General features: G+C 71.7%; 13 protein-coding genes. 12 read left to right on the top strand and 1 reads right to left on the bottom strand.

Annotated features, from left to right (window positions below; all coding sequences use genetic code 11):
- Window positions 1–75: 75 nt before the first annotated feature.
- Window positions 76–1,683, top strand: a complete 1,608-nt coding sequence (locus tag ACZ4VF_RS04760; RefSeq protein WP_467923175.1) for an MDR family MFS transporter — start codon at window positions 76–78, stop codon at window positions 1,681–1,683.
- A gap of 311 nt (window positions 1,684–1,994) precedes the next feature.
- Here ACZ4VF_RS04760 and ACZ4VF_RS04765 read toward each other — a convergent pair whose 3' ends face one another.
- Window positions 1,995–2,237 (bottom strand): hypothetical protein, encoded by a 243-nt coding sequence (locus ACZ4VF_RS04765; protein WP_467923176.1) that lies wholly within the window; start codon window positions 2,235–2,237, stop codon window positions 1,995–1,997.
- A gap of 841 nt (window positions 2,238–3,078) precedes the next feature.
- Here ACZ4VF_RS04765 and ACZ4VF_RS04770 point away from each other — a divergent pair.
- The 11 genes from ACZ4VF_RS04770 to ACZ4VF_RS04820 all read left to right on the top strand — a co-directional run bounded on the left by ACZ4VF_RS04770 (window position 3,079) and on the right by ACZ4VF_RS04820 (window position 15,939).
- Complete coding sequence (locus ACZ4VF_RS04770) at window positions 3,079–4,164, top strand: ParB/RepB/Spo0J family partition protein (RefSeq protein WP_467923177.1); 1,086 nt, start codon at window positions 3,079–3,081, stop codon at window positions 4,162–4,164.
- Between the two features lie 92 nt (window positions 4,165–4,256).
- Window positions 4,257–5,189 (top strand): phytanoyl-CoA dioxygenase family protein, encoded by a 933-nt coding sequence (locus ACZ4VF_RS04775; RefSeq protein WP_467923178.1) that lies wholly within the window; start codon window positions 4,257–4,259, stop codon window positions 5,187–5,189.
- Window positions 5,190–5,236: 47 nt separating this feature from the next.
- Entirely contained in the window at window positions 5,237–5,710 is a 474-nt protein-coding gene (locus ACZ4VF_RS04780; RefSeq protein WP_467923179.1) for a GNAT family N-acetyltransferase, read from the top strand.
- A 59-nt stretch (window positions 5,711–5,769) separates the two neighbouring features.
- Complete coding sequence (locus ACZ4VF_RS04785) at window positions 5,770–6,696, top strand: TauD/TfdA dioxygenase family protein (protein WP_467923180.1); 927 nt, start codon at window positions 5,770–5,772, stop codon at window positions 6,694–6,696.
- 126 nt (window positions 6,697–6,822) lie between these two features.
- Window positions 6,823–8,019, top strand: coding sequence for an acetylornithine deacetylase (gene argE / locus ACZ4VF_RS04790; protein ID WP_467923181.1), 1,197 nt, complete (start codon window positions 6,823–6,825; stop codon window positions 8,017–8,019).
- Window positions 8,020–8,111: 92 nt separating this feature from the next.
- Window positions 8,112–9,374, top strand: a complete 1,263-nt coding sequence (locus ACZ4VF_RS04795; protein ID WP_467923182.1) for an MFS transporter — start codon at window positions 8,112–8,114, stop codon at window positions 9,372–9,374.
- Between the two features lie 104 nt (window positions 9,375–9,478).
- Window positions 9,479–10,909 carry a hypothetical protein gene (locus tag ACZ4VF_RS04800; protein ID WP_467923183.1) on the top strand — a complete coding sequence of 477 codons (1,431 nt, stop codon included), beginning with the start codon at window positions 9,479–9,481 and terminating at the stop codon, window positions 10,907–10,909.
- Window positions 10,910–10,935: 26 nt separating this feature from the next.
- Window positions 10,936–12,171, top strand: coding sequence for a hypothetical protein (locus tag ACZ4VF_RS04805; protein ID WP_467923184.1), 1,236 nt, complete (start codon window positions 10,936–10,938; stop codon window positions 12,169–12,171).
- Window positions 12,172–12,194: 23 nt separating this feature from the next.
- The gene (locus ACZ4VF_RS04810) at window positions 12,195–13,517 is read left to right on the top strand and encodes a cation:proton antiporter (RefSeq protein WP_467923185.1); all 1,323 of its coding nucleotides are present in this window, start codon (window positions 12,195–12,197) and stop codon (window positions 13,515–13,517) included.
- Window positions 13,518–13,576: 59 nt separating this feature from the next.
- Complete coding sequence (locus tag ACZ4VF_RS04815; protein WP_467923186.1) at window positions 13,577–14,251, top strand: VOC family protein; 675 nt, start codon at window positions 13,577–13,579, stop codon at window positions 14,249–14,251.
- A 32-nt stretch (window positions 14,252–14,283) separates the two neighbouring features.
- Complete coding sequence (locus ACZ4VF_RS04820; RefSeq protein WP_467923187.1) at window positions 14,284–15,939, top strand: class I tRNA ligase family protein; 1,656 nt, start codon at window positions 14,284–14,286, stop codon at window positions 15,937–15,939.
- Window positions 15,940–15,953 lie beyond the last annotated feature (14 nt).

Consider the following 15,953-nt stretch of genomic DNA (forward strand, 5'->3'; position numbering starts at 1 on the left):
CAAATACATGCCGAACGCATATAAATGACCGAGGGGCTGCCATCCCCTTCCGTCCCCACCTCACAGGAGACACGCATGTCCGCGAACCGACCCGGGCCGCCGCAACCGGCCGATGAGGAGATCGCGCCGGTCAGCCGCCCCGTCAAGGTGGTCTTCTACGGCCTGCTGATCACCACGTTCATGGCGATGATGGACCAGGCCATCGTGGCCACCGCGGGGCCCACCATCGCCGGCAATCTCGGCGGACTGGACGTCTACGCCTGGGTGTTCGTCGCCTACATGCTGTCCTTCAGCATCGTCATGCCGGTCTACGGCAAGATGGGCGACCTCTTCGGGCGCAAGCCCGTGTTCACCTTCTCCATCGTGACGTTCCTCCTGGGCTCGGCGGCCTGCGGCCTGGCCCAGTCGATGGGACAGCTGATCGTCTTCCGGGTCGTCCAGGGCATCGGCGGCGGCGGTCTGGCGGTGCTCGCCATGGCGATCATCGGCGAACTGCTGGAGCCGCGCCAAAGGGCCCGCTACCAGGGCCTGTTCACCGGCGTGTTCACCGTCGCCTCGGTGGCGGGACCCGTCGTGGGCGGCCTGGTGACCGAGGCGCTCGGCTGGCGCTGGGTGTTCTTCATCAACCTGCCCATCGGTGTCGTCGCCCTGGTCATGGTCTTCACCCGTCTCCACCTGCCCCCGCGCGAGGGCGACCGCCCCACGATCGACGTGCCGGGCATCCTGCTGCTGGGCGCGGCGCTGACCTGCCTGGTGCTGCTCACGACATGGGGCGGCGCCCGCTACGACTGGACCTCCCCGCAGATCCTCGGACTCGGGGCGGGCGCGCTGGCGAGCGTGGTGGCCTGGCTGCTGGTCGAGGCCAGGGTCGGCGAGCCGATCATCCCCCTGCGGCTGTTCGGCGACTCGACCTTCACCATCTCCAACGTGGTGGCGCTGCTCAGCAGCCTGGCGCTGTTCGGCGCGATCAACTTCCTGCCGCTCTTCCTGCAGCTGGTCAGCGGCGTGACGGTCGCCTACTCGGCGATCCTCATGATCCCGGCCCTGCTCGGCATGATGGTGGCGTCGCTGGTCGCCGGCCAGGTCATCTTCAAGACCGGACGCTACAAGTGGTTCCCCGTGGCGAGCATGGGCTGCGGCACGGTCGCGCTGCTGCTGCTGTCCACCCTCACGGCGGACCTCAACGTGTGGGTGATCGGCGCCTACCTGGTGCTGCTCGGCGTCGCCGCCGGACTCTCCCAGCAGACGGTCACGGTGGCGGCCCAGAACACCGCTCCCCCGCGGGACTTCGGCGTGGTCACCTCGACGGTGTCGCTGTCGCGGAACGTCGGCGCGCTGTTCGGCAACGCGATCTTCGGGGCCATCCTGGCCGCGCGCCTGACGGTCGAGCTGCCGAAGCACCTTCCGGACGGCGGGCTGAGCCTCAGCGGCGCCGACATCGCCAACCTCTCGCCGGACGACCTCGACAGGCTGCCCCACTCCGTGTTCAACGGGCTGGCCGAGGCCTACTCGGCCTCCCTGACCACCGTGTTCCTCTACTCCGTGCCCGTCATGGTGGTCGGGTTCGCCGTCTCACTGCTCATGAAGAACCTGCCGCTGCAGAAGCGGGGCGGTTTCGGCCACGGGGCCCGGGGCGGCGGCGGCCGGCCCCCGGCCATGGCCGCCGAGAAGGGGCGGGGCTGACCCCTCCGCCCCGGCCCGCCAGGGCCACCTGAGCCACCGCCGCGCCCGGTCGTCCCCCGTACGGGCACGGCGGGAGGAACGGTCCGGCGCACCCGGGTAACGGCCCGGTGCGCCGGACCGTGCACGTCGGCGCGCGAACGGCGGGCGCCTGTCCGTCGCCTGGTCGCGGAGGGGGAACAACCGCCGGGCGCGGAGGAAAGCCGGCCCTCCGGTGCCGGGGCCGGTGGTCGGGTCGGGGCCGGACCGGCCGGGAGCCGGCTCACCTCGCCGGTGAGGCCGTCGGGGAGCGGGTGACGGCCGGGATGAGGTGGTCACGGGGTATGCGCCGCCGCGGCGAGGGCGCGGCCCACGGCGCAGGCGTGGACGCCGGCCGGGAGGCTTCCGCGGCGACCGCTGAGCACGACGTCGACGGAGCCCGTCGGGCCGCGGGAGTGCGTGTCCCGGCGCAGCGTCTGACGGGCCACCGCCTCCGCGCCGTCGTACAGCGTGGTTCCGCCGGGCAGGCTCCGCGGGATCTCCGGCGCGACCAGAGGGTAGTGCGTGCATCCCGGCACCACGGCGTCGCGGGACCGGGGGTCCGCTCGGCCGCGTCGGCGATGGCCGCCATCACCGCGGCCGCGTCGCCGTGGTCGACCGCCTCCGCCGGACCGGGGCGGGCGACGCGCGCCACGGGCCGTTCGCGTGGTCCGCGATCACGCGCTCCTGCCACGCGCTCGACGTGGTCCGGACGGCGGCCCACACGGCGATGCTCCGGCCGCCCGGCGCGGCCGACTTGACGGCGGGCACGGTACCGATCCCGGGTACGCGGCTCGCGCCTCTCGCGCAGCGCGTCGATCGCGGTGACGGCCGCGGTGACGCAGGGCACCACGACGGCCTCCGCGCCCTTCTCGACGGCGAACCCGGCGGCGGCCAGCGGGCGGTCCGTGACGAAGGGGGCCGCCCCGGCACACCGACGTCCCGCCGGAACCGGTGGCGCGCCCCGTTCCGGTGTTGTCTCGCTCACTCTCCGGCGCGTCCGCGGCCGACGCGGAGCCGGTTGCCCTCGTCACTCTCCGTTCCCGATAACACCAACCAACTCCCCCTCTGTACAGGTAAGTTCACTCTCAGTTTCGGCCATCGGGTAACGGTCGGCTACACCGCGTTCCCTACCCGGCCACATTTGTCCAGGTCACAGCTATGACACAGGTGACACGTATCCCTGGTGTTCATCACCGGTTCCCTCGACAGGATCGCTATCGAACCTTGATCATGACGTCATCTCGGCGGCAGCCGGGGGGATTCAGCGGCGTGGGGGGCCCATGAAGTCCCGCACGGAGTGATGGCTCGGAACGGCACCCAACGAACAGGTCAGCCGTCACTCCCACGGCCGGACGAGTATGGGAAAAATGGGGAATCATGCAGCAAGCGGACGCCAAGAGGCCCGGGAGCACGTCTGCCGCCTCCGCCGGCGCGGAGGCGGACACACGCACGGCTGTCGGAGCGGACAGAGCGTCGGTTCCGGTCCGCACGCTGCTGCCCGGTGAGTCCCCGCGGCTCGACGGCGTGGACGAGGAGTACGCCGCCCGGCTGGCCGCGCTGGAGACCCCGCTGCCGCCGATCCTGGTACGGCGCTCCGACATGACCGTCATCGACGGCCGGCACCGCCTCCTGGCCGCCTTGCTGCGCGGTGACGGGACCATCGAGGTGGAGTTCTTCGAGGGCTCCGACGCCGATGCCTTCCTCCGCGCGGTCGAGGTCAACGTGAAGCACGGCCGGCCCCTGTCGCTCGCCGACCGGCGTGCCGCCGCCGCCCGCATCATCGCCTCGCACCCGCACCTGTCCACCCGGGCCATCGCCCGCGCCTCGGGGCTGAGCGCGAAGGCCGTCGCGGCCGTGCGGCGCTGTTCAACCGATGCCGAGCCGCAGTTGAACAAGCGCGTCGGCCAGGACGGCCGGGCTCGGCCGGTGAACGTGATGGAGGGCCGCTGGCGGGCGGCCAAGGTGATGGCCGAGAACCCGAACGCGTCCCTGCGCGAGATCGCGCGCCTCGCGGGCATCTCCCCGGCCACGGCCAGCGACGTACGAAAACGCATCCAGGCGGGTGAACCGCCCGTGGCCCCGCCGGCGCAGACGGCCGCGCCCCGTGCCGTCGCCCCGGAGCCGGCCCGGCTGGCGGCCGTGGAGATCCCGCCGCGCGCCCCGGAGACGGCGCAGGCACAGCCCGGCCCCGTCCGGGACTTCGCGGAGCACACCCGCCCGGAGTCGCTGCTGGGGAAGCTGAGCAAGGACCCCGCCCTGCGGCTGCGCGAGGAGGGGCGCGGTCTGCTGCGCCTTCTGCAATACAACGCACTGGCCGAATGGTCCGAGCTGAGTGCCGTGGTGCCCCGTCATTGCGAACCCCTCGTGGGCCGGCTCGCACGGCAGTATGCCGCCCAATGGCTGGAATTCGCCCAGGATTTGGAAAAGCGCGACGCCACCTCCGCGCCACGTCAGACCGGTTGATGCCCCGCACCGGTGAACGCTTCCCCGACGGCGAGATCATTGCTACCGTCATGGCGAATTTTCGGCGTGCAGATCGGATCCTGGAAGAAGCAATGATCAACCCTGAATTCTCTCTCACCGACGAGGACGTAGCGGACTTCCGGGAGCACGGCTTCCTGAAGCTCAACAAAATCTTCTCCGACGATCTCGTCGAGCACATGAAGAAGCTCAGCAGCTCGCAGATCGCTCCGCCCGCCGACAACTACGGCTCGGGCTTCAGCAAGCTGAAGTACGACATCGGCAACGACGACGCGACGATCCTCTCGGCCATGGGCGACCCCGAGTTCGGGGCGGCCATGGCGAAGCTCACCGGGGAGCGGCTGTTCTTCACCCAGGGCCTCGGGTTCGAGCTGGAGAAGAACAAGAGCACCGGCTTCCCCTGGCACGTCGGCACCCAGAGCTTCGGCTTCCAGCGCCGCGAGGACTCGGGCTACACCATCTGGACGCCGCTGACCCCCGTCGACGCCGACGGCCAGCGCGGCGGCATGAAGTACGTCTCCAAGAAGGTGCTCTCCGGCGAGTTCGTGTACCAGCACATCAACCTGCTGCCGGGCTACATGCAGGCCCGGATCGCCGACGGCGAGGACCTGACGTACGACGACTTCAGCGTCCTGAAGAACAGCCTGCTGAACTCGCCGGAGATGAAGGGCCTGCTGGACCACTTCGCCGTGGAGGACTCCTTCGAGCCGGGCGACGCGCTCATCTTCGACAAGTACGTCCTGCACCGCAGCGTTCAGCTCGGCGAGGGCCCGATGCCGTCCCGGCTCGCCTACGCGCTGCGCTTCTCCTCCGTCGACGCCCGGTACGACAAGAAGCGCGTCGAGGCCCTGGCGTTCCCCCGTGTCACGTTCGACTACAACGTCGGCAGCGACTTCAACGAGAAGGTCGCGTCCGAGGACGGCGAGCAGGTCTACTCCAGCTCCTACTTCGAGGGCAGCCGCGAAGCCCGGACGCTGGGCCTCGGCCGCGCCGCGCAGGACGCCTGACCCGAAGGCCGGCCGGCTCCCCGCGGGGAACCAGAAACGGGACACAGATGGCGAGTAACGCGAAGGGCACCCGGCCGCAGACGCGCCCGGCCGTGGCGGCCGACAGCTCGGAACTGGCGGAGATCGCCCGCGAGGCCTACGGCAGGTACCTCGGCCTGGTGGACGAACCGCCGGCGCCCCTGCTGCTCGACTACGACCGGGTGGCCGCCGCCGGCCGCACCCACGTCGCCGTCGCCGACGGCCGGATCCTCGGCATGGTGACGGTCGAACCGGACGACCCCTACCTGATCCTGCGCAACCTGGCGGTCAGGCCGTCCTGCCAGGGGCAGGGCATAGGGAAGAAGCTGGTCGCACTGGTGGAGTCGATGGCGCGGTCGGCCGGTCTGAAGGGCGTACGGCTGTGGACCCGGGCCGAAATGACCGACAACATCGCCTTCTACCAGGCTCTCCAGTACGAACTGACCCACTCCGAGAAGAACGAGCGCTCGCACCGGGTCTTCTTCTGCCGGGATTTCCGCTGAGCACGTAGCAGGCACACACAGCCTCCGACCGATGAATGCTGGACTGAAAAGGAAATAGAGTGGCTGCTGATTCTGCGGTCGTCGCGGACCGCCTCGCAGAGACCTTCGCCGCCGAGGTGAAAGACCTCGAACTCACCCCCAAGGTGATTGACGAACTGGGTCGCGCGATCTTCGAGACGTACCTGGACCACAAGGTCCTGGTCTTCCGCGCCCAGGACATATCGGCCGGTACGTTCGCCAAATTCGGCACCATATTCGGCCGCCCGGAGGAGCACCACGTCCTCAAGCTGCGGCACCCCGACGAGCCGACCCTGACGTACCTGTCGAACCAGAACGAGCCGGGCCGCAACAAGGAGATGAAGACCTCCGGCCAGGGCTGGCACTCCGACTACTCCTACAAGCTCGTCCCGGGCAGCGCGACCATGCTGCACGGCATCGAGATCCCGGCCTCCGGCGGCGACACCCTGTTCGCCGACGCCGAGGCCGCCTTCGCCGCCCTCCCCGAGGAGCGCAAGGCCTACCTGCGGACCCTGCGCGTGCGCCACCAGTACCGCTGGTCGCCGGACCGCGAGGACCCGTGGGCCCGCTGGAAGTACATCGGCCCGGAGGAGCGCAAGCAGACCCCGGAGATCACCCACCCGCTCGTGCGCCGGCACCCGGACACCGGCCGGGAGACGCTGTTCATCCAGCCGCGCGTCATCGGCAGCGTCATCGGCATCGAGGGTCTGCCGGAGGACGAGAGCACCGCGCTGATCGAGGAACTGATCGCGCACATCACCGCCGACCGCTTCGTCTACCGCCACAAGTGGAGCCCGCTCGACGTCGTGGTCTGGGACAACCGCTGCGTCCTGCACTCCGCGACGACGAAGGACCTGGACGAGCGTCACGTGCGCAGGCTGCTCCGCCTGACCACGGCCGGTCAGCCGGTGACGCCCTCGCTCCCGGAGGTCGGACACAGCAGGCTGTCCGCCACCTCGGCTCCCTGAGCCCCCGCCCGGCCGCCGGAAACGCAAGCGGCCGGGCCCCCCACCCGCGAGCGCCCGGAAACCACCCCCGGCCGGGCGCTCGCGCCCCTCGGCCGACCGCCCACCCCGAATCGTCAGCGAGCCATCATGCCCTCTGCCATCCCCGTCCGCTGCTCCGACAGCGAGCTGTACGCCCACATGCTCGACATCCTCGAGCGCCTCGTGGGCTTCGACACCACCAGCCACAAGTCGAACCTCGAACTGATCGGTTATGTCCGTGAGTTGCTGGCCGGCAACGGCATCGACAGCGAACTGCACTGGAACGAGGCGAGGACCAAGGCCAACCTGGTGGCGACCGCGGGTCCCGGCGGGGACGGCGAGCGCGGTGTCGTCTGGTCGGGGCACACGGACGTGGTCCCGGTGGACGGCCAGTCGTGGTCGGCGGACCCCTTCACCCTGCGGCTGACCGAGGACGCGGCGATCGGCCGCGGCACCGCGGACATGAAGGGCTTCATCGCCTGCTGCCTCGCCGTCCTCTCCCAGGCGGACCACGCGCGCCTCACCACGCCGGTCACCCTCCTGCTCACGTACGAGGAGGAGATCGGCTGTGTCGGCGCCCGCCGCATGGTCGAGGAGCTGCGCACCTGGCGCGGGCGCGTGACCGGCTGCGTCGTCGGCGAGCCGACCGGGCTGGACGTCGTGGTGGGCCACAAGGGCAAGCAGAACCACCGCATCACCTTCACCGGCGAGCCCAAGCACGCGGCGCTCGCCCCGCAGCTGCCGAACCCGATCGTGGCCGCCGCCGCGCTGGCCGGTCACGCCCAGGCCCGCAACGAGGAGTTCCGCACCGAGGGCCCCCACGACGACCGGTTCGACATCGGTCACTCGTGGATCAACGTCGGCCGGATCGACGGCGGCGTGAAGCCCAACATCGTGCCCGAGACCTGTGTGGTCGAGCTGGAGATCCGCAACATCCCCGAGCACGGCTGCGACGGCATCGCCGCGGACCTGCACGGCCACGCCACCGGCGCCCTGCGCGACGGCATGCGGGCCCTGTCGGACGTCGCGGAGGTCACCGTCGAGCAGCTGTCCGACACCCCCTCCTTCGCGATCGAGCCGGACCACGAGTTCGTCACCTTCGTCCGCAAGGCCTTCGGCACGGCCGAGGAGCCCCGGTACGTCCCGTTCGGCACGGAGGCGGGCCTCATCTGGGAGCACGCGGGCATCCCCACCGTCGTCTGCGGTCCCGGCTTCATCACCGAGGCGCACACGGCGGACGAGTTCGTCGCCCTGGACCAGCTGCGCGCGTGCCTGGACCGCCTCAAGTCGATGCCGCTCGCCTGAGGGGCACGGGCGCCGGGCGCCGTCGCGGACGCCCGGCACAGCAAGACCAGCACGACGGAACGCGGGACAGCCCGCGTTCAGAAGGAGAGCACGTGACGAGCGACGCAACGCTGAGCACGGAACCGGGGGTGGCCGGCGCCGCTCCCCGGCGCCCCGGGCTCGGCCGGCAGTTCGCCAAGATGTGGGGCGCCTCGGCCGCCTCGGCCATCGGCGAGGGGGTGTCCCTGGCCGCCGCGCCCCTGCTGGCGAGCACCCTGACGGACGACCCCCGGCTCATCGCGGGTGTGAGCGTGGCCCTGACGCTGCCGTACGCCCTGTTCGGCATCCCGGCGGGGGTCCTGGTCGACCGGGCCGACCGGCGCCGGACGATGACGTACATCGACCTGTTCCGGGGCTCGCTCGTCACCCTGTTCGTGCTGTCGGTCGCCCTGGGCCTCGGCAACCTGTGGGCGCTGTACCTGTGCTTCTTCCTGATCGGCACCTGCGAGACCTTCTTCCGCAACGCCGCCCAGATCCTGGTGCCCTCCGTCGTCACGGAGGAGCACCTCGTCGTGGCGAACGGGCGCATCATGAGTTCGGAGACGGTGGGCAGCCAGTTCGTCGGGCCGCTCATCGGGTCGTCGCTGTTCGTGATCGCCCCCGCGGTGCCGTTCGCGGTGAACGCGGCCACCTTCTTCACCTCCGCGACCCTGCTGAGCCGGCTGAGGACGCTCCCGGGCGAGGACGGCACCCCGGTGGTGCGGGAACGCCCGCGGCTGCTCGCCGACATGGCGACCGGGCTGCGCTGGCTGTTCCGGCACCGGCTGCTGCGCAGCCTGTCCCTGACCGCCGGCGCCATCAACGTCGTGTACACCGGCGCCCTGGCGGTCCTCGTCGTCCACGCCCACCACACGCTCGGGCTCTCCGATGTCGGCTACGGCGTGCTGGTGGCCTGTCAGGCCGTCGGCGCGGTCACCGCCGCCCGGCTGTCGCCCCCGCTGGTGGGGCGGATCGGCAAGGGCTGGGCGCTGGTCTGCGTCGTCTCCGCGATCGGGTGCAGCAACCTGGTCATCTGGCTGGTGCCCTCGCCGTGGGCCGTCGGACTGGCGCTCGCCCTGGGCGCCTGCGCCAGTGTCACCTGGAACGTCGTGACCGTGGTCCTGCGCCAGACACTGGTCCCCAAGGACCTGCAGGGCCGGGTCAACAGCATCTACCGGCTCTTCGCCTGGGGCGCCCTGCCCATCGGGGCGGCGCTCGCCGGTGTGGTCTCCAAGAGTCACGGGACGCCCGCGGTGTACGCCCTCGGCGTCGGCGTGATGGCGCTCGTCGCGCTCCTCCTGGCCTTCGGCGTCCGCAAGCAGCTCGAAGCCGTCTAGACCCGGCGCTCCGCCCTTCGCGGGGCACTCCGGCCGCTCCCGGCGGCAGCGCCGTGCCGGACCGGCCCCCGAACACATCCGCACCGACCGAAAGAGAACCACCCATGACCCAGCTCCCGCACGCCCCCCGGTCGGGTCTCGGCACGCAGTACCTGGAGCTGCTGGCCCGGCAGGGCGTCGACCCCGTCGAGCTGACCCGCCCGGTGGTGGCCGACGAACTCGTCACGGTCGCCTACCAGGGCCGCTTCCTCGCCTCGCCGGTCTTCCTGTCCGCCGCCGAGCGCCGGTCCGTCGCCGCCGACCTGTACCAGACCCACCAGCTGCTCACCCAGCTCCCGGACCGGCTCTTCGGCGGCGACACCGGCGCCCTGGCCCGGGAGGTCGGCATGACCGACACCCAGGCCGACGTGGTGCAGCGGGCCGCGAAGGCGGGCCCGCCCCTGATGGCGCTCGCCCGTTCCGACCTCTACCGCGGTGCCGACGGCTTCAAGCTGCTGGAGCTGAACATCACCAGCGCCCTCGGCGGCTTCGAGAACACCGGCATCAACCGGGCCATGCTCCAGCACCCGGTGCTGGCCTCCTTCGTGGCCGAGCACGGCCTCGGCCACGTCGACACCTTCCAGGGCATCGTCGACACGCTGTACGCCGAGTGCGCCGCGCACATGGACCGGGAGCGCCGTCCGGTGGTGGCCCTGGTGGACTGGCCGGAGAGCTTCAAGACGTACGAGCCCCGGCTGAAGGTCATGGCGGCGCTCTTCGACTCCGTCGGCATCGACGCCGTGCCCTGCCACGTGGGCCAGGTCACCGAGCGCGACGGCCGGCTGGAGGCGCACGGGCGGGCCATCGACGTGGTGTACCGCTTCTTCCTCGTGGAGGAGATCGCCACCCCCGCCGACCTCGCGCTGGTCGAGCCGCTGCTGCGCGCCTTCGAGGAGGGCCGGGTGGGCATGTTCAGCCGCCTGGACGCCGAGCTGTACGGCAACAAGGGCGCGCTCGCCATGCTCTCCGACGACCGCAACCGCTCGGCGTTCTCGGCGGCCGAACTGGCGTGCATCGACCGGTTCCTGCCGTGGACCCGGCACGTCCGCCGGACGGCGACGGACGCCGCGGGCGAGCGGATCGACCTCCTCGCCTACGCCCGGGCCCACCAGGAGGACCTGATCCTCAAGCCCACCCTGCTGCACGGCGGCAGCGGCATCGTGCCCGGCTGGACGGTCGGCCCGGAGGAGTGGCGCGACCGGCTCGCGGAGGCGCTCGACGGGCCGTACGTGGTGCAGGAGCGCATCCGGCCGGTGCCGGAGGTGTTCCCGGCGGACGAGGGCCAGGGCACCCAGGAACTCTTCCTGAACTGGGGCGTGTTCCTCACCGACCCGCAGGTCACCGGCGGCGACGGCTACAACGGCTGCCTGGTCCGCGGCAGCACCGACCCGGAGGTCGGCGTCGTGAGCATGTCGGGCGGGGCGCGGGTCGCCTGCTCCTTCTACGAGACCGACGACGCGACCGGCGGCGGCGACGCGACCGGCGTGCCGGCCTGACCCACGAGAGCCCCGGACAACACATCATGAAGATCGCAGTGGTCGACGGTTTCTCGACCGGACGCGCCCTCGTCTCCGCCCTCCGCGACCGCGGCACCGCCCTGGTCCATGTGCAGAGTTCCCCCACCATGCCCGTCTACTACACCCGCAGCTTCCGCCCCGAGGACTTCGAGGCGCTGCTCGACGGGACGGCCGAGCCGGCCCGGCTGGCCGAGCAGCTCACCGCGCTGGGCGTGGACCGGGTCGTGGCCGGCACCGAGTCGGGGGTGATCCTCGCCGACACCCTCGCCCACCTCATGGGGCTGCCGGGCAACCGGTACGAGACGCTCGCGGCGCGGCGCGACAAGCAGCTCATGGGCGAGACCGCCGCCGCGGCCGGCGTGGCCGTGCCGCACGGCGGGGCGTTCGCCGACGCGGACGAGGCAGTGGACTGGTACCTCTCGGTCGGCCTGGAGGAGGCCGTGGTCAAGCCGCCGAGCAGCGCCGGAACCGACAACGTGCGCTTCTGCCGGACCGCCGACGAGGTGCACAGCGCCTGCAAGACGGTGCTCGCCGTCGACAACTTCTTCGGCCAGCCCAACCAGGTCGCCCTCGTGCAGGAGCGGCTGCGCGGAGTCGAGTACTACGCCAACACCGTCTCCTGCGACGGTGAGCACCGGGTGGCCGAGCTGTGGCGGTACACCAAGCGGACCGGCACCGCCGGCTACCCGGTCTACGACTTCGAGGAACCGGTACCGGTCGGCTCGGCGGAGGCCGGTCCGCTGTGCCGCTTCGTCGGCGCGGCCCTGGACGCGCTGGGCGTGCGGTGGGGCGCGGCGCACACCGAGGTGATGCTGACCGAGCGCGGCCCCGTGCTCATCGAGTCGGGCGCCCGGCTCGGCGGCGGGACGGCACCGGACGTGGTCGAGCGGTACTCGGGCGTGTCCCAGACCGGTCTGCTGGCCGACCTGCTGGTGGCCCCCGGCCGGCTGCGGGACTTCCAGGACACGGCGGTCGCCTGGAAGGGCGCCGTACGCAATGTGGCGCTGATCAACTCCTCCGCCGGGACGGTGCGTTCGCTGGACTGGACGGCCCGCCTGGAGGCGCTGCCGACCCTGGTCTTCCTCGCGCACGGCGTCACCGCCGGCGAGTACCTCGGGGAGACGGCCGACCTGATCAGCTCGCCGGGTTACGTCTACCTGGCCGCGGACGACCCGCGGGACATCGAGCGGGACTACCGGGCCCTGCGCGCCATGGAAGAAGAAGGCCTCTACACCAGCTGACCGCTGGACCGAAAGGAACCGAGATGGCTTTCGCCGTCGGACCCGTGCCCGGTATCAGTCACGACGCGATGCTCGTCTTCCTGATGCAGATCGGTGTCCTGCTGACCGTCGCCACCGCCCTCGGGCGGCTGGCGGCGCGGCTGAACCTGCCGGCGGTGGTCGGCGAACTCGCCGCCGGCATCCTCGTGGGCCCCTCGGTGCTCGGCGCCGCCGCCCCCGCGGTGTCGGAGCGGCTGCTCCCCCACGACGCCGGGCAGATGCACCTGCTCGCCGCGGTGGCCCAGCTCGGTGTGCTGCTGCTGGTGGGCATCACCGGGACCCACATCGACCTCGCCCTGCTGCGCCGCCGGCGCGTGGCCATCGGATGGGTGAGCCTGGGCAGCGTGCTGCTGCCCCTGGCGCTCGGCATCGGTCTGGGCTTCGTGCTGCCCGCGTCGGTGATGGGTGAGAACGGGCACCGTCCGGTGTTCGCGCTCTTCATCGGCGTGGCCGTCGCGGTGAGCGCGCTTCCCGTGATCGCGAAGACCCTGCTGGACATGAAGCTGATGCACCGCAACGTCGGCCAGGTCATCATCGGCGCGGCGGCCGTCAGCGACATCCTGGGCTGGCTGCTGCTGTCGGTCGTGTCGGCCACGGCGACGGTGGGCTTCCGGGCCGGGGTGGTGGCCGAGTCGGTGGGCTATCTGCTGCTCGTGCTGGCCGTGACCGTGTTCGTGGCCCGGCCGCTGATCGGCCGGGTGATGCGGATGGCCGAGCGGTCCGCGAGCGGCGCCGACCTCGGCATCCCGGTGGTCGTGGTGCTGCTCGTGCTGGCCGCGGCCGGCACCCACGCCCTGAAGATGGAGCCGATGCTCGGTGCGTTCCTGTGCGGCACCATCGTCGGGTCCCTCGGCTCGGGGAGCCGGCGCTTCCTGGAGCTGGCGCGGCCCTTCGTGATGGGTGTCCTGGCACCGCTGTTCCTGGCGACGGCGGGGCTCCAGGTCGACCTGACCGCGCTGAGCCGTCCCGCGGTCCTCGGTGCGGCGCTGATCACGCTGCTGGTCGCCGTCGGGGCGAAGCTGGCCGGCGGCTACCTGGGGGCCCGGATGGGCCGGCTCGCCCACGACGAGGCCCTGGCCATCGGGGCCGGGCTCAACGCGCGTGGCGTGGTGGAGATCGTCCTCGCGTCGGTCGGCCTGAACATCAAGGTCCTCAACTCCGCGTCCTACACCATCGTGGTGCTGGTGGCCGTGGTCACCTCGGTCATGGCACCGCCGATCCTGCGCCGGACCGTGGGCCGCATGGCCCAGACCTCCGGCGAGCTGCAACGCGAACGGGAGTACGCCGCCCAGCCCGTCGCGTCGTAGCCGACGGCCCCCACGCGGCACCCGCTCCACGCTCATCCCCCACAAGGAGTCAACACCCCATGACGGTGCGAGACATAGCGCACGTCGAGCTGTACACCCGGGACAAGATCTCCGCGGTCCGCCACTACGTCGCCACGCGTGGCTTCGTCCAGGTCGCGGACTGCGTGGAGGTCGACCGGAGTTCGGCGCTGCTGCGCCGCGGCGAGGCCCAGTTGGTGATCACCTCCGGCTGGGCGACGCGCGGGTTCCTGGCCCGCAACGGCGAGGGTGTCGCCGACGTCGCCGTCACCTGCGCCGACGTCACCGCGACCGTGGAGGCGGCGCGGGCGTACGGCGCGACGGTCACGCACGGTCCGCAGGGGGCGCCCGTCGTCTCCGGGCCCGGCGACGTCGTGCACACGCTGCTGCCCGAGCCCGCGCCCGGGCGCCACGCCCTGCCCGCCGGCCGTACCTGGATCCCGTACCCGGAGCCGGCGCCCTCCGCCGCTCGCCCGGAGGCGCTCCACCGGGTCGTGCTCGGCATGCCGGCGGACCTCCTCGGCCCCTACGCGGCCTTCTGCGAAGGCGTGTTCGGCCTCACCCGCCGGGCTCCCGAGGGCGTCGCCCCCGCGGACCGGGCGGGCGACGGTCCGGTCCTGTACGGCGCGTCGGGCCGGGCGGCCCTCGTGCTGCGGGCCAGGCCGCTGCTGGACCGCGCCGGGTCCGACCAGTCCCTCTGTACGTCCATCCTCTGAATCCTCCGACACGAACATCGAGGCAGCCGACTATGGGTCCCCTCTCTCTCGAAGGCCAAGAATTCTTCCTGACACCGGTGTGCCTCGTGCCCAACGGGCGGGCGCACCTAGGGCACATCGCGGGGCCGCTGCTGAAAATGGACGTGCTGCGCCGGCACGTCCTGCGCGGCGGCGGCCGGGCGACCATGATCTCCGTCAGCGACGCGCACGAGTCGCACGTCCTGGTCCGCGCGCACCAGGACGGCGTCACCCCGGAGGAGGTCGCGAACCGGAACCACCACCTCATCCGGAATGACCTGGCGGCCCTCGACATCGCCTACGACGATCTGCTCAACCCGCTGGACGAGGCCTGGGCGCAGCGGTACACCGAGGTGAACCGGGACTTCCTGACCGAGATCGTGGAGTCGGGCAGCACGGCGGTGCGCACCGAGCCCATGCCGGTGCTCGACTCCGAGGCGGCCGGCGCGCACAGCACCTCGCTGCGGCCCCGGGTGGACGAGGCCGTGGTGAGCGGCTGGCTGAAGGGCCGGTGCCCGCACTGCGCGCAGCCGCTGGTCGGTTTCTTCTGCGAGTCCTGCGGCGGCCACTTCTCGCCGTCGCAGATGATCGACCCGGCGACCGCGCACTTCGAGGGGGAGCTGCGCCTCGACGACATCGCCTCCCTGTACCTCGACCTGCCCGGCGGCCCGGAGCGGCTGCGGGAGGCGCTCGCCGCGATCTGCAAGCGCCCCGACTTCCTGGCGATCGCCGACCGGTACATGGCGGTGAACGGCGCCTCCATCCGGCTCACCGTGCCCAGCCGGTGGGGCATCCCGTGGGAGGAGGACGGCGTCTCGCCCGGGCAGGTGATCTTCTCCTACTCGGCGCTGCTGATCGGCTGCCACCTGGTGGCCGGCGAGCGCTACAAGGAGATCACCGGCTCCGGACGGAACCCGTTCCAGCGCGATTCCGGGGTGCGTACGGTCATCTCCTTCGGCATCGACAACGCGATCCCGTTCATGGTCGGCGCCGTCGGCTGCGGCCTGGGCCAGAAGACGTACAAGCCGGTGGACTCGCTGCTGGTGAACTACTTCTACGACCTGGAGGGCAGCAAGTTCTCCACCAGCCGCGGGCACGTCATCTGGGGCGGCGACATCGTCTCCCTGGGGCAGGCGGAGTCCGACCTCACCCGCGCCTACCTGTGCTTCCGCAACCCGGAGTTCACCCGGTCGGCGTTCCAGGCCGACGAGTTCCTGTCCTTCCACAACGAGGTCGGGGCCCGGGTGGGCGACGCGCTGGCGGCGGCGGCCGAACGCCTTCCGGCGGACGGCGCCACCGCGCCCTCCCCGGAGGTCGTGGCGGCACTGACCCGCATCCTCGGCCACCAGACCGGGATGCTCGACCCGGACACCTTCCACCTGGCGGCCGCCTGGTCCTGCGTGGAGCAGTGGCTCGACTGCGCTCCGGCCCTCACCGCGACCCCCGAGGCGGCGGCGGCCTGGCTGCTCGGCTTCGCCCTGCTCGCGGCACCGGTGATGCCCGCGACGGCGCAGCGGGTGTGGGAGGCGGCGGGGCAGTCCGGCGCCCCGAACGTGGCGGCGCTGACGGACGGCCCGCCGCACGTGACGCCCCGGGGCGGCATGCCCCGGCTGCGCACCCTCACGCGCAGCCAGCTGAACGCGTGTCTGCCGGCCTCCCTGCACAAGTGAAAGGACTGCAACCC

The sequence above is a fragment of the Streptomyces sp. NPDC029151 genome (genome assembly GCF_055564315.1).